The organism is Rhizobium sp. 01T437 (assembly GCF_056398505.1).
In genome coordinates, this window is the sequence record NZ_JBFTPM010000006.1 from 107,801 (window position 1) to 120,396 (window position 12,596).

The window sequence follows — 12,596 nt, forward strand, 5'->3', positions numbered from 1 at the left end:
TTTGCTGATAAGGGCTTTGTCCCGGTGACCGACCCGAGAGATCGGGTCGGTTGAATATTTCATCGTCTGTGGTGCGTATCGGACCTCACGGCAACGGCTTCAGGCAATTTGCCCGAGAGGTCCATGCTGTTGAATATGTCGCGAACGACCTTGGCGATTTCCTTTGCGGAAGAGCCTTTGGCGTATTCTTCCTGCATGCGGCGTCTGACAAGCTTTTCCAGATCTGACATAGCTCACCTTATCATATCCGGCGCGAGGAGAAGTGTCGCGCCAGGACCGATCACGGGCAAGTTACGTTTTGTTTAGAATGGCTTACCGATTTGTAATGTTGAGTCTTTCCTGGTCAGATTGACCCGGAAAACTCTAGAGAGCGATGTAGCGGTCGGCCCTGTGATTGATCGCGACGAACAGATTGAGCACGACGGCACCGAGCACGGAATAGAAAACGACCGGCGGCGTGGTGACGAAGAAGGCGGCGGTCAGGACACACATGTCGATGGCAAGCTGCACGAGGCCGGCGCGGATACCGAAACGCTCCTGCATATAGATGCCGAGGATGCCGACGCCACCGAGGCTGGCGCGATGACGATAGAGCGCAAGAAGGCCGTAACCCAGCAGCAGGCCGCCGAGGAGAGCCGCCCACGCCGGATGAATGGCAGCGATTTCCATTACCTTCGGCTGCAGGCTGGTGAGCAGCGAGGTCAGGCCGATGGCGATGAAGGTCTTGATCGTAAAGGCGATGCCGAGCTGTTTCCACGACAGGTAGAAGAAGGGCAGGTTGAGCATGAAGAAGGCAATGCCGAAATTTACGTCAAAGGCATAATGCAGCAGAAAGGCAATGCCGGCGGTGCTGCCGGTCAGCAGGCCGGCGCTCGCGAGCACATAGAGGCCAAGCGCAGACACGAGGCTGCCGGAGAATATGCCCTGCACATCCTCGACCGGCGTGTGACGCGTCGCGGTGGTATTCCAGAAGCCAAGGGCATTGATGAGTTGGCTCATGGCGCGATCTCCAATAGCGGCTGCTCCGGACAGGCCGGAGGAAGAGGGAATGTAAGGGTGGATACGGCGCGTGCTGCTCTTTGGGAGCGCGTCGCTTCTCGCTGAATGGCCGGATTATCAGGCCTTACAAGGTTGCACGCAAGCGAAATATGTAAGCAATACTGACCTATTTTAAAATCGCAAGAAATATGCGTTCAGTCGGTCTTGCGCGTAAGGAACAGAATGCCGGAAACCGGTTTGCCGCCATCTTTGCGAATGATGGTTTTGACGATGTCGATGATTTGGAGACCGTGGGCTGCAGCAAGCCCTTCCACATAGGTTTGCGAGTGGGCGTAACGCAGCGACGGGGCTAGGCTGAAGCTATAGCCTTCGCCGCCATCCTCGACCGAAAAGACAAAATCGGCGCCCGCTATGGCGAGGTCGTCGACGATCGCAAAGACGCTTTCCAGATTGCCGAGATACATCAGCACATCGGCGGCGGTGACGAGATCGGCGCGGTGCCGCCCGCCATCGGCAAAGAGACCGGAGGCTTCGGGCGCCAGCGACAGGTCTGCCTGGGCGAGACGGTCGTAGATATGCTTTTCGGCAGCCTTCGCCAGCATGTTCTGCGACAGGTCGAAGCCTTCGAGCTCTGTGACCTGGGCGCGGATTTCAGGGCCAAGCAGGCCCGTACCGCTGCCGAGATCGACGGCACGCCGATACTGCCTTCCAGTCGATGCGACGAGCGCCGCAAGTTTCTGCGGAACGGAATAGTCCAGCTTCTCGACGAGCGAGGTCTCGAAACGATCGGCATAATCGTCGAAGAGGCGTTCGACATAGCGGCTTGGCGGCTGGGCTGGCGTCTCAGTGTCGCCGAGCAGAGCAAGCTTGAGGCTCGAGCCGAAAACATCCTCGGGATCGAGTTCCAGCGTACGGCGATAGGCTTCGACGGCGGCATCCGTTTTGCCCACCTTTTCCTGGTAGGTGGCAAGGCGGTACCAACCTGCCGCCCAGGCCGGTACCAATTCCAGCGCCTGTTCCATCAGTTCGGCCGCAGCATCCGGCTCGCCGCCCTCATCCAGCATCCTGGCGTAATCGGCACGACGGTCGGCGATGACATCGCCGGAGGAGAGCTGGCTTGGCTGCATGATTGGACCCTTTGGCTGGCGGCATTTGGCTTCGGCCACAAAAAAACTCAAGTCCTATTTCAGAGGCGGTGCTGTCTTGGCGGAAAAGGCTTGCAGGCGAATCGCCGCGACCGTATCTCAAGGCAAACAGGAGATGGCGCATGTCCGATCAGGTGAACAGGTTCCTCGGCGATTCCATTGGCCGTACGATCATCAAACTTTTGGTGGTGTCGCTGGTCGTCGGCTTCGTCATGGCCATCTTCGGGCTGACCCCCTGGGAACTTATCTACAACTTCCGTGATTTCGTGATCCATCTATGGCGGCAGGGCTTCTCTGCGCTTGGCCGCGTCGGTGACTATCTGATCCTGGGTGCGACCATCGTCATTCCGATCTTCATCATCATCCGTCTTTTCAGCTATCGTAAATAATATGAACTCAACCATCCTTTCTCGCCGCGGCCTGCTGCAGCTTTCAGGTCTTGCACTGGTGGCTGGCATTGCCGGCTGCACCACGACCCCGAAACTTGCGACCACGCCTTCCAATGCCGCAGACGAGACGGCTTCTGCATTGCCGCTCGTCAACCAGCTTCGCGCCAAGAACGGCCTGCCGCCGCTCAGCGTCGATCCGCATGCAAGTGCCGCCGCGATCTTCCAGGCCAAGCGCATGGCAAGTGCTGGCAGGATGAAGCATCTGATGGGCATGACAGACAGTTTCGGCGCCCGCGTGAAGGCGAGCGGTGTTGCCCTGCCGGCCGCCGAAAACATCGCTTCGGGCCAGCAGAGCGTCGATGCGGTCGTCACCGCCTGGATCAACTCCCCCCACCATCTGGAAAATATGCTCGGACGCTATAGCGGTATCGGCGTTGCCGTTGCACATAATACGTCTTCCAAGAATCTGCCCTATTGGGCGATGGTGCTTTCCAACTGAGGCGAACCCGCCTCTTTCCCCAAGAGGCGGATATGGATACCGGCGGCAACAGAAATACATTGGCCTTCGACGTGACGCACTGGCTGGTGCTGTCGATCGCCATTCCGATGACGCTCGGCTTCATGACCACGCCGCTGCTCGGCATCACCAATACCGCTGTCGTCGGCCATATGGGCGATCCGGAAGCGCTGGCGGGGCTCGCCATCGGCGCCATGCTGTTCGACCTCATCATGGGCAGCTTCAACTTCCTGCGGGCGTCCACGACCGGGCTGACGGCGCAGGCGCTCGGGCGGCGTGACGCGCATGAGCAGCAGGCCGTCTTCTGGCGGGCGATCGTCTCGGCGCTCGGCTCCGGCCTGGCCCTTCTCGTGCTGTCGCCTCTGCTGATCCTGATCGGCCTGAAGCTGATGGGGGCGGAGGGACGGATTGCCGAGGCAACCAGCACCTATTTCTCGATCCGCATTCTCGCCGCACCGGCAGCGCTTGCCAATTACGCCCTTCTCGGCTTTGTCCTCGGCCGCGGTCAGGGTCGGACAGGGCTGCTGCTGCAGGCGCTGATCAACGGCATCAACATCCTGCTTTCCATCTATCTCGGGCTTTCGCTCGACTGGGGCGTTTCAGGCGTCGCCTGGGGCACGATGGCGGGTGAAACGGCAGGGGCGCTTGCCGGTCTTTTCATCGTGCTGCGCGGTTTCGATGGGGCGTATCGGCCAAGCCGGATGGAGATCTTTTCGCGGAGCAAGCTCGCCGACCTTTTCGCGCTGAACCGCGACATCCTGATCCGCACCTTCGTGCTGATCGGCTCATTCGCGATCATGACCCGCATCGGCACCAGCTTCGGCGCGATCACGCTTGCGGCCAATGCGGTGCTGATGAACTTCTTCCTGCTGTCTGGCTATTATCTCGACGGTCTTGCCAATGCCGCCGAGCAGATCACCGGGCGGGCGATCGGGGCACAATATAAGCCGGCCTTCGACCGCGGCCTGAAGCTCACGACTCTATGGTCCTTCGGGCTGGCGGCGATCATTTCCGCCTTCTTCTATTTCGCCGGCCCCTCTTTGATCTCCGGGCTGACCAGTTCGCCGGAGRTCCAGGCAGCGGCCGAAACCTATCTGCCCTGGGCGGCGGTGACGGGGCTGACAGGTGCGCTTGCCTTCCTGATGGACGGCGTCTTCATCGGCGCGACATGGTCCGTCGACATGCGCAACCGGATGCTGATGTCCTTTGCAGGATATCTCGCCATGCTCGCCGTCTTCGTGCCGCTGTTCGGCAATCATGGCCTATGGCTCGCGATGAATGCCTTCCTGCTGCTTCGCGGTTTCTTCCTGGCAGTGCTGATCAAGCCGCGCGCGGCTCAGACGTTCCGCGCCGCCCAGTAATCGACGCGGCTATCTCTGAGATCGCGGATCGAGGCAACCTTTTCGCGGTCGAGCAGCTTCGACAGGCCGCGGACAATCGTGCCGGGAAGGCCCGGGCCTTCATAGACCATGCAGGAATAGAGCTGCACGAGATCTGCCCCTGCCCTGACCTTCTCCAGCGCCGTTTCGGCCGAGGAGACGCCGCCGACACCGATGATCGGCAGGGCAGGACCGACGCGCTTGCGCATCTTGGCGAGCACAGCGGTGGATTTCTCGAAGAGCGGTGCGCCGGAGAGGCCGCCGGCCTCTTTCGCCTGGAGCTGATCCTTTAAGCCGTCGCGCGATAGCGTCGTATTGGATACGATGAGACCATCCAGCGCATGCGACAGCGCCTCCGCGGCAATGTCATCCATGCCCTCTTCGGTAAGATCCGGAGCGATCTTCAAGAAGACCGGGATTTTCCGGCCGGCCTTCTCTGCCTCCTCGTCGCGTGCCGTCAGCACGGCCGACAGGAGAGCCGCGAGGCTTTCGCCTGCCTGCAGATCGCGCAGGCCCGGCGTGTTGGGCGAGGAAATATTGGCGGTGAAATAGCGGGCGACCGAATAGAAGCGGCGGATGCCGGCGACATAATCGGCGATACGATCCTCGCTGTCCTTGTTGGCACCGATATTGACGCCGATAATGCCGGCGCGGCCGATCTGCGACAGACGGCGGAAGGCCGCTTCATGGCCTTCATTGTTGAAGCCAAGGCGGTTGATGACGCCTTCATCCTCCACCAGGCGGAAGATGCGCGGGCGCGGATTGCCCGATTGCGGCTTCGGTGTAACGGTGCCGATCTCAGTAAAGCCGAAACCGAGCTTCAGTAGTGCCTCCGGGACTTCCGCATTCTTGTCATAGCCTGCCGCCATACCGAGCGGATTGGCAAAGTCGAGACCAGCAACGGTCTGGCGCAGACGCGAATCCGGCGCGATGCGGCAGGCGGGCACGACGCCCGATTTCAGTGCCGCGATCGACATGCCGTGCGCGGTTTCCGGATCGAAAAGAAAGAGGCCTCGGCGGGCGATGCGCTTGAAAGGATCGATCACGGTGCAAGCTCCGGAAAAATATGGGTACCGGCATCGTCGACCAACAAAGGCGCTTCCCAGAGTACGGCCGAAAGCGGCAGATTGGCATAAAGGTGCGGGAAGAGCGCGCCGCCCCGCGAGGGTTCGAAGACCAGCTTGTCGCCGAAATTGCGGCCATCGATGGCGACGAGGACAAGGCCAGTCTGGCCGGCAAAATGCAGGGCTGCCGTCTGCTTGACCTGGTCTGCCGTCGAGAAATGGATGAAGCCGTCCTTCTGATCGATGCCGGCGCCATGAAAAACGCCGGTTTGTCTGGCTTCCTGCCAGAGCGCCTCCGGCACGATCTTGTAAAGGGTCAGTGTCGCGGTCATGATGATCCCATTGGCTGGCCTTCCTGATGAGGGCTTTGCCCCAAAGAGACGGCGATGTCCACGCCTGCGGGCGCAAAAACGGACAGGCACCACGCTTTGCGGAGGATGAGACGATGAAGGCATTTGCAATCATGCTTGCCGCCGGTCTTCTGCCGCTTGCGGCATTGGCGGCGGAGCCAGACGCAGCCCGCTTCCAGCTTGAGCGCAGCGGCGACCATTTCGTGCGCCTCGACCGGCAGACGGGGGCGATGTCGCTCTGCACCGAAAAAGACGGGGCGCTGGTCTGCCGCATGGCGGCCGATGAACGCGCCGCCTATGAGGACGAACTCGACCGGCTTGCCGACCGGGTGAGCGCGCTGGAGAAGAATACAGCCGCCCGGCCCGCCTTGCCGACGGATGCGGAAGTCGACCGCTCGATCGGCATCATGGAGCGGATGATGCGCAGTTTCATGGGTATAGTTCGGGAATTCCAGGCGGAAGACAAGGCCAATCCCCTTCCGCAACGGAGTTGATCTGGTTATATTCATATAAGTGGAGAGTCATGTTCGTGCGGGGGAGCCGAACATGACCGACGGGATCGAGCTCTTGGGAGGGAGTTTTCGATGCAGGAACAGACCATCATCATCGCTGACGACCACCCGCTTTTCCGCGACGCGTTGCGTCAGGCGGTGACCGGTATGGAAGGACGGCAGGCAATCGTCGAAGCCGGAGATTTCTCCGCGGCAAGAACGGCTGCGGGCGAGCACCCGGATGCGGACCTGATGCTGCTCGATCTTGCCATGCCCGGAGTCAGCGGTTTTTCCGGCCTGATGGCGCTGCGCTCCGAATTCGTCAGCCTGCCGATCGTCATCATCTCGGCAACCGATGACACCACGACGATCCGCCGGGCGCTGGAGCTCGGCGCTTCCGGCTTCATCTCGAAATCCTCAGGCATCGAGGATATCCGCCGCGGCATCCTGACGGTGCTCGCGGGCGACATTGCCACGCCGGAGAGCTATCGCGATGGACAGGAACAGGACCCCGATGTCGCCGACCTCATCCATCGCCTGCACACGCTGACACCGCAGCAAAGCCGGGTGCTGACCATGCTCGGCGAAGGACTCCTAAACAAGCAGATCGCCTACGAACTCGGCGTTTCCGAAGCGACGATCAAGGCACATGTCTCGGCAATCCTCCTGAAGCTCAACGTCGACAGCCGCACGCAGGCGGTCATCCAGCTCGGCAAGATCAATATGGCGATGGTCGCCTGAGCCTGCGCCCTACAGCATCCGCCCGAAAATCGGAATCGATTTTCGGAAAGCCTGATGCGTAGATTTAAACAGTTAGAGCGTCCTTTGTGCGTCCGAATGGACGCACGGCGCTCTAAGGAGACAGGATTTTATTCCTCATTCTCACTTTACTCGGGGAAGAGCCTCGGTTAATCTGCCGGAGATAGAAAGCGGCCGGATGGACCGCGGAACCGGACGCATATGCTGTCACATGACCAGATCTGGGGAGCGATCGACAGGCTTGCCGAAGGGCATGACCTGACGCCGTCTGGTCTTGCGCGGCGGGCGGGTCTCGATCCGACCTCCTTCAATAAGTCCAAGCGGCTCTCGGCGGACGGGCGCCTGCGCTGGCCTTCGACGGAATCCATCGCCAAGGTGCTGGAGGCGACGGGGGCGAGCATGGAGCAGTTCCTCGGCTTCATGCGGCCGGCGGGTGCTGCCGCCGCCAGCCTGCCGGACAGTATTTTTGCCTCACAGGGAAACTCCATTCCCCTGCTCGGCTTTGCGCAGGCGGGCGCAGGCGGCTTTTTCGACGATGGCGGCTTTCCTGCAGGCCAAGGCTGGGATGTGGTGGAATTTCCGGCTGGCCCCTCGCAGAAGGCTGGCGTCTACGCGCTCGAGGTACAGGGCGAAAGCATGATGCCGCTCTATCGCGACGGCGATGTGCTGATCGTGGAGCCCGGTGCGCAGGTGCGCCGCAACGACCGTGTCGTCGTCAAGACACGCGAGGGCGAGGTCATGGCCAAGGTGCTTCTACGCCAGAGCCCGCGCTTCATCGAACTTTTGTCGCTCAATCCCGAACATCCTAACCGGACGATCGAGCTTTCCGACGTCGAATGGATTGCCCGTATCATCTGGGCCAGCCAATAGGAAAATAATCATGCGCCCTGCAGCCTTCATCACAGGTATCGCGGGGATGGCGACTGTGGTTGGTCTGCTGCTGGCCGGGCAAGCGCGGCTCAATGGGGGCGAGGGCCTGTCATCTAACGCCGAAGCCGGCGTAGCCGCGGTGCTGCCCGATACGACCGCCGATGTGGCAAAACCGCCTGTATCCATCACAGACGAAGATGCTGAATTGATCGCTCGGGCAACAGAGCCTGCGCCAACCGAGCCGGCGGCGGCTCCATCCGGAAACACAGCAGAGGCCTCTTCCGAAAATGCGCCAGCGGATGCAACGGCGCAAAGCGCTCCTGCGCCGACCGAGGCACCATCAACCGCGCCTGCTGGAAAGGACAGCGTGGAACTGCTGCGGCCGACAGTGGAGAGCGCCGGCCTTCTCTCCTTCGGCAAACGCAGGCTGCAGATTGCCAATGTCATCGAGACGCCCGCCGACAAGAGCTGCGGTTCGGATGGCAAGCAGTGGCCATGCGGCATGATGGCGAAGACGGCGCTGCGGCTTTACCTGCGCAACCGCACGATCGATTGCGACCTGCCTTCCGATGCGTGGGAGGACATGGCGACTGCGGCCTGCCGGCTGGGACAGCAGGATATCGGCACGTGGCTGGTTGAAAACGGCTGGGTGGAGGCGCAGCCGGGCTCACCGCTTGCCGCTGCCGGCGAAAAAGCAAAACAGGCAAAGCAAGGCATTCACGGCGAGGATCCGCGCCGCAGGCCGGCGGCTGCGCCCCGGCCCGAAACCGCCGCTCCCTTGTAATAAAGACCGCCAATTCCTAATCTCCGCTCATCGAAGAGGGAATCAGACATGAACAAGCCGCTTTCCGCCCATGACGCGCTGATCTATGTGATGGTGATGGCATCCGCCGTCGACAGCACCATGAACGACCGGGAAATGGAGAGGATTGGTCAGCTCATCGGCTTCCTGCCGGTTTTCCGCGATTTCGACGACGACAATCTGATTTCCATCGCCCGCGACTGCGCCTCGTTGCTGGCGGGGCCCGAGGGGCTTGACGTCGTGCTGGAGACCGTTCGCGATACGCTGCCTGCCCGTCTCTATGACACGGCCTATGCACTGGCGGTCGAAGTCGCTTCGGCCGACCTTTCCGTCAAGGCCGAAGAACTGCGGCTGCTCAGCCTGCTGCGCGACCGCCTCGGCCTCGACAAGCTGACCTGCGCCGCCATCGAACGCAGCGCGATCGCCCGCTTCCGCAAGGGCTGATTTCTGCTTTTCTTCACGCAATTCCGGACGCAAAACCGCTGCACACTTTTGCTGGAATTGCTCTAGTACAGCCCGTAAGGGAAATAACGCAGATAGATTTCCTGCAGGCGGCCATTGCGCGAGAGCGTTGCCAGCGCATGGTCGATTGCTGCCGTCAGCACGCTGTCGTTCTGGCGCAGCATGATCGTCATTCCCTCGCCCAGGAAGTGCTCGGACATATAGGGACCGTCGAACAGGGCGCAGCATTTGTCTGAAGCTGACGAAGCGACCCAGAAGGAAAGCTGCAGCGCATCGGCAAAGGCAGCATCGATCTTGTGTTCCTTCAAGGCCGTCAGCAGCGCTTCCCTATTGTCGAAGGGCTGAGCCTTGATGGCAGGGAAGAAGGCAGCAAGCATCGCCTCATGCACGGTACCCTTGACGACGCCGACGGAATGGCCAGCGAGGCCGGTAGCCGTCGTTCCGGTCACGGAGGCGCCCGTGTTGCGGACGAAGCGGGCCGGCAGCATCAGATAAGGGCGGGAGAAGAGGAACTCGCGACGCAGCTCGGGCGTGACGGCAAGGCCGGCAATGACGGCGTCACCCTGTAAGCCGGCAAGCGCCTTCTGCAGGTCGGCAAAGGGCAGCGCCTGGATCTGGCACTTATCAGCGATCTCGAGCTCGGTGCAGATCTCGCGGGCGAGATCGACGTTGAAGCCGGAGAGCTTGCCGTTCTGGTCGATGAAATTGAAGGGCGGAAAGTCCACCGAGGTCAGGAAACGCAGGCGCACGAGCGAGGAGAGATCAGGCTTCGCCAGACGCTCGCGGGAATCGAAAAGCAGTGGCACGGACAGGCCCGATTGCTGCGCAAAAGCGGAAAAAGCCGAAAACAGTGCAACCGACAATAGGCAAAGGACGAAAATCCCTCGGAGGGCCAGAAACGCCGGTCTAGATTGCACCATGATAACCTGCCTCGGGAGTAAGAGCGGCGCTTGCCACAGGCCGAGATGTAACAGAATCACGCCCAACGGGGAATATAGCCTGGCGGGCGACAGACGGCGATCGGACAGAATTGCGATACGCGCAGGTCTTCAAAGCAAGCCTTTCGGAAGACTCGGCTCCGCGCCAGTCGCAAAAAAATTCCGCATAAATTGCATTTTTCGAACACCCAAGCACAAATGACAACCATGCCCCAAAAATTTACGGGCAATCCTCCAAGCCCGTTAGCGCGGAATTAAGCAATATCCGATCTTATTTATTGCGACGACACCGACCTCAACGGCCGACCGCATGATGCGCATGTCGAACCTCTCAAGGTATCTCCCACACCGCAATACCGAAGAATTGTTCTGCAACAAATGATTTCAAAAGCACCGGGTCCGCAACACACCCGGCCAATCGGGTGACATTTCCATGCTGAAACATCTGAAAATCCGCACAAAAGTCATATCGGTCGTGGCGCTCCTGGGGCTGATCACCATGGTCGGATTGGTCTATGTCATGTCCGAGTTCCGCCAGGCGGACGCGACCTACAGCGCCTTCATCGATCATGAGGCGCTGGCCTCCATGCAGAGTGCGCGCGCCAGCGCATCGATCGTCGCCTCGGTGCTGCAAGTGAGCCTGCTTGCCGATATGAAGCCCGATACGCCGGCATTCCAAACGGCGCTCGCCACACCAAGCAAGCTGCCGCAGGCACGCGACCGCATGAAGCAGGCGCTGGCACTTGTGCCCAGCCGCAAGGCCGCGATCGATGAAATCCAGGCCGGTATCGATGAAATCGAAACTCTGGCGAACAAGATCATCGAGCAGAGCAAGGCCAAAGACAGCGCCGGCGCCCTGGCGAATGTCGCCCTGATCAATGCCAAGCTCAACGCACTGACGCCGAAAATGATCGCCAACAACGATGCGATGATGGCGATGCTCAACGACGGCGGCGACGCTCTTTCGGCTTCCGTCAATGAGCGGATCGTCTTCTGTTTCATCCTGATCGGCATTGCGGTTCTCGCAGCTGTCGGCGTCAGCGTGGCCGTGGCGCAGATCGGCATCGCCGGCCCCATGATGCAGCTGCGCCTGCGCATGACGCGGCTTGCCGAAGGCGATACCGCGAGCGAGATCAGCGGTCTCGACCGCGGCGACGAGGTCGGCCAGATGGCGAAGGCCGTCTTGATCTTCCGCGACAACGCGATCGAGCGTGCCCAGATCGAGGCGCGCGCCGAAGCCGACCGCAGCCTCAGCGACAACGAGCGCCGTGAACGCGAAGCGCAGAAGACCGCGGAAGCCGCCGATCTCGAGCGCGCGGTCAACGCGCTCGGAGACGGCCTGCGCCGGCTCTCGGCGGGCGACCTCCTCTCACATATCGAAACGCCTTTCGTCACCCATCTCGACGCGCTGCGCCAGGACTTCAACAATTCGGTCGAGAAGCTCAACGAAACCCTGCACGCCGTCGGCTCCAACGCCCGTGCCATCAGTGCCGGCGCCAACGAGATCCGGTCGTCTGCCGACGAGCTTTCGAAGCGCACCGAACAGCAGGCCGCTTCCGTCGAAGAAACGGCAGCAGCCCTTGAGGAGATCACCATAACGGTGAAGGACGCGGCAAAGCGTGCCGAAGAGGCAAGCCAGCTCGTCGCCCGCACCCGCCTCGGTGCCGAGAAGTCCGGCGACGTCGTCCGCAAGGCGGTCGCTGCCATGCATCAGATCGAGCAGTCTTCCGTCGAGATCGGCAATATCATCGGCGTCATCGACGATATCGCCTTCCAGACAAACCTGCTGGCGCTGAACGCCGGTGTCGAAGCAGCGCGTGCCGGTGAAGCCGGCAAGGGCTTTGCGGTCGTCGCACAGGAAGTGCGTGAACTCGCCCAGCGCTCTGCAAACGCCGCCAAGGAAATCAAGGCGCTGATCACCACGTCAGGCACGCATGTGCAGACCGGCGTCTCGCTGGTTGGCGAAACGGGCAAGGCGCTCGATGCGATCGTCCACGAGGTGCAGGAAATCAACCAGCACGTCCATGCGATCGCCGAAGCTGCCCGCGAGCAGTCGACCGGACTGCAGGAGATCAATACAGCCGTCAACACCATGGATCAGGGCACGCAGCAGAATGCAGCCATGGTCGAGGAATCCACCGCGGCAAGCCATAGCCTTGCCACGGAAGCGACGGCGCTCAACAACCTGCTCGGCCAGTTCCGCCTGACAGGCACCGGCGGCTTCGTTGCAAGCGCGCCGATCTCGACGGCACCGGCCGCGCCGCGTGCTGCCGCACGGCCGGCTGCCAGAGCTCCGGTCCGCGTTGCCGAAAGCACCGCACGCCCGAAGGCTTCGCCGGCCCGCGCCCTCGGCCAGAAGCTCGCCAGCGCTTTCGGTGCGAACAGCGCAGCCCCCGTCAGCAGCCAGGAAGCCGATTGGACGGAATTCTGA

At 61.2% G+C, this 12,596-nt stretch carries 15 protein-coding genes; 9 read left to right on the top strand and 6 right to left on the bottom strand.

Features of this window, described 5'->3' with window-relative positions; genetic code table 11:
• Nucleotides 1–59: 59 nt before the first annotated feature.
• The 3 genes from AC1DM5_RS13555 to AC1DM5_RS13565 form a co-directional block, all read right to left on the bottom strand.
• Nucleotides 60–230 carry a hypothetical protein gene (locus AC1DM5_RS13555; RefSeq protein ID WP_007821222.1) on the bottom strand — a complete coding sequence of 57 codons (171 nt, stop codon included), beginning with the start codon at nucleotides 228–230 and terminating at the stop codon, nucleotides 60–62.
• Nucleotides 231–363: 133 nt separating this feature from the next.
• Nucleotides 364–999, bottom strand: coding sequence for a YitT family protein (locus AC1DM5_RS13560; protein ID WP_477818983.1), 636 nt, complete (start codon nucleotides 997–999; stop codon nucleotides 364–366).
• Nucleotides 1,000–1,193: 194 nt separating this feature from the next.
• Nucleotides 1,194–2,126, bottom strand: coding sequence for a class I SAM-dependent DNA methyltransferase (locus AC1DM5_RS13565; protein ID WP_477975110.1), 933 nt, complete (start codon nucleotides 2,124–2,126; stop codon nucleotides 1,194–1,196).
• A 140-nt stretch (nucleotides 2,127–2,266) separates the two neighbouring features.
• Here AC1DM5_RS13565 and AC1DM5_RS13570 point away from each other — a divergent pair, with 140 nt between their 5' ends.
• The 3 genes from AC1DM5_RS13570 to AC1DM5_RS13580 are packed head-to-tail and all read left to right on the top strand — an operon-like array spanning nucleotide 2,267 to nucleotide 4,411.
• Complete coding sequence (locus AC1DM5_RS13570) at nucleotides 2,267–2,533, top strand: DUF6460 domain-containing protein (protein ID WP_442206011.1); 267 nt, start codon at nucleotides 2,267–2,269, stop codon at nucleotides 2,531–2,533.
• Between the two features lies 1 nt (nucleotide 2,534).
• Nucleotides 2,535–3,032, top strand: coding sequence for a CAP domain-containing protein (locus tag AC1DM5_RS13575; RefSeq protein ID WP_477975112.1), 498 nt, complete (start codon nucleotides 2,535–2,537; stop codon nucleotides 3,030–3,032).
• A gap of 32 nt (nucleotides 3,033–3,064) precedes the next feature.
• A complete protein-coding gene (locus AC1DM5_RS13580) occupies nucleotides 3,065–4,411 on the top strand; it encodes an MATE family efflux transporter (protein ID WP_477975114.1) in 1,347 nt (448 codons plus the stop codon).
• Here AC1DM5_RS13580 and AC1DM5_RS13585 read toward each other — a convergent pair.
• Nucleotides 4,387–5,475 carry a quinone-dependent dihydroorotate dehydrogenase gene (locus AC1DM5_RS13585; RefSeq protein ID WP_477818987.1) on the bottom strand — a complete coding sequence of 363 codons (1,089 nt, stop codon included), beginning with the start codon at nucleotides 5,473–5,475 and terminating at the stop codon, nucleotides 4,387–4,389. The two genes, AC1DM5_RS13580 and AC1DM5_RS13585, sit on opposite strands and share 25 nt — an antisense overlap.
• Nucleotides 5,472–5,825 carry a DUF952 domain-containing protein gene (locus AC1DM5_RS13590; RefSeq protein WP_477818988.1) on the bottom strand — a complete coding sequence of 118 codons (354 nt, stop codon included), beginning with the start codon at nucleotides 5,823–5,825 and terminating at the stop codon, nucleotides 5,472–5,474. Before AC1DM5_RS13590 ends, AC1DM5_RS13585 begins: the two co-directional genes overlap by 4 nt.
• Before the next feature lie 113 nt (nucleotides 5,826–5,938).
• On the opposite strand from AC1DM5_RS13590, the gene AC1DM5_RS13595 reads away from it, so the two are divergent.
• From AC1DM5_RS13595 to AC1DM5_RS13615, 5 genes are all read left to right on the top strand, one after another.
• Nucleotides 5,939–6,337, top strand: a complete 399-nt coding sequence (locus tag AC1DM5_RS13595; RefSeq protein WP_439014028.1) for a hypothetical protein — start codon at nucleotides 5,939–5,941, stop codon at nucleotides 6,335–6,337.
• Between the two features lie 90 nt (nucleotides 6,338–6,427).
• Complete coding sequence (locus tag AC1DM5_RS13600) at nucleotides 6,428–7,075, top strand: response regulator (protein ID WP_113184061.1); 648 nt, start codon at nucleotides 6,428–6,430, stop codon at nucleotides 7,073–7,075.
• 219 nt (nucleotides 7,076–7,294) lie between these two features.
• A complete protein-coding gene (locus AC1DM5_RS13605; RefSeq protein WP_477818989.1) occupies nucleotides 7,295–7,963 on the top strand; it encodes a S24 family peptidase in 669 nt (222 codons plus the stop codon).
• A 10-nt stretch (nucleotides 7,964–7,973) separates the two neighbouring features.
• A complete protein-coding gene (locus AC1DM5_RS13610; protein ID WP_477818990.1) occupies nucleotides 7,974–8,747 on the top strand; it encodes a thermonuclease family protein in 774 nt (257 codons plus the stop codon).
• A gap of 48 nt (nucleotides 8,748–8,795) precedes the next feature.
• Nucleotides 8,796–9,209 (top strand): tellurite resistance TerB family protein, encoded by a 414-nt coding sequence (locus AC1DM5_RS13615; RefSeq protein ID WP_007821246.1) that lies wholly within the window; start codon nucleotides 8,796–8,798, stop codon nucleotides 9,207–9,209.
• 62 nt (nucleotides 9,210–9,271) lie between these two features.
• Here the strand turns inward: AC1DM5_RS13615 and AC1DM5_RS13620 are convergent, their stop codons facing one another.
• Nucleotides 9,272–10,147 carry a transporter substrate-binding domain-containing protein gene (locus tag AC1DM5_RS13620; RefSeq protein ID WP_477818991.1) on the bottom strand — a complete coding sequence of 292 codons (876 nt, stop codon included), beginning with the start codon at nucleotides 10,145–10,147 and terminating at the stop codon, nucleotides 9,272–9,274.
• 451 nt (nucleotides 10,148–10,598) lie between these two features.
• Here AC1DM5_RS13620 and AC1DM5_RS13625 point away from each other — a divergent pair, with 451 nt between their 5' ends.
• The gene (locus AC1DM5_RS13625) at nucleotides 10,599–12,596 is read left to right on the top strand and encodes a methyl-accepting chemotaxis protein (protein ID WP_477818992.1); all 1,998 of its coding nucleotides are present in this window, start codon (nucleotides 10,599–10,601) and stop codon (nucleotides 12,594–12,596) included.

What these genes read in the sequence shown, in the direction of transcription:
- AC1DM5_RS13555 (WP_007821222.1), bottom strand. Translation starts at nt 230, where the DNA reads ATGTCAGATCTGGAAAAGCTTGTCAGACGCCGCATGCAGGAAGAATAC.
- AC1DM5_RS13560 (WP_477818983.1), bottom strand. Translation starts at nt 999, where the DNA reads ATGAGCCAACTCATCAATGCCCTTGGCTTCTGGAATACCACCGCGACG.
- AC1DM5_RS13565 (WP_477975110.1), bottom strand. Translation starts at nt 2,126, where the DNA reads ATGCAGCCAAGCCAGCTCTCCTCCGGCGATGTCATCGCCGACCGTCGT.
- AC1DM5_RS13570 (WP_442206011.1), top strand. Translation starts at nt 2,267, where the DNA reads ATGTCCGATCAGGTGAACAGGTTCCTCGGCGATTCCATTGGCCGTACG.
- AC1DM5_RS13575 (WP_477975112.1), top strand. Translation starts at nt 2,535, where the DNA reads ATGAACTCAACCATCCTTTCTCGCCGCGGCCTGCTGCAGCTTTCAGGT.
- AC1DM5_RS13590 (WP_477818988.1), bottom strand. Translation starts at nt 5,825, where the DNA reads ATGACCGCGACACTGACCCTTTACAAGATCGTGCCGGAGGCGCTCTGG.
- AC1DM5_RS13595 (WP_439014028.1), top strand. Translation starts at nt 5,939, where the DNA reads ATGAAGGCATTTGCAATCATGCTTGCCGCCGGTCTTCTGCCGCTTGCG.
- AC1DM5_RS13600 (WP_113184061.1), top strand. Translation starts at nt 6,428, where the DNA reads ATGCAGGAACAGACCATCATCATCGCTGACGACCACCCGCTTTTCCGC.
- AC1DM5_RS13605 (WP_477818989.1), top strand. Translation starts at nt 7,295, where the DNA reads ATGCTGTCACATGACCAGATCTGGGGAGCGATCGACAGGCTTGCCGAA.
- AC1DM5_RS13610 (WP_477818990.1), top strand. Translation starts at nt 7,974, where the DNA reads ATGCGCCCTGCAGCCTTCATCACAGGTATCGCGGGGATGGCGACTGTG.
- AC1DM5_RS13615 (WP_007821246.1), top strand. Translation starts at nt 8,796, where the DNA reads ATGAACAAGCCGCTTTCCGCCCATGACGCGCTGATCTATGTGATGGTG.
- AC1DM5_RS13620 (WP_477818991.1), bottom strand. Translation starts at nt 10,147, where the DNA reads ATGGTGCAATCTAGACCGGCGTTTCTGGCCCTCCGAGGGATTTTCGTC.
- AC1DM5_RS13625 (WP_477818992.1), top strand. Translation starts at nt 10,599, where the DNA reads ATGCTGAAACATCTGAAAATCCGCACAAAAGTCATATCGGTCGTGGCG.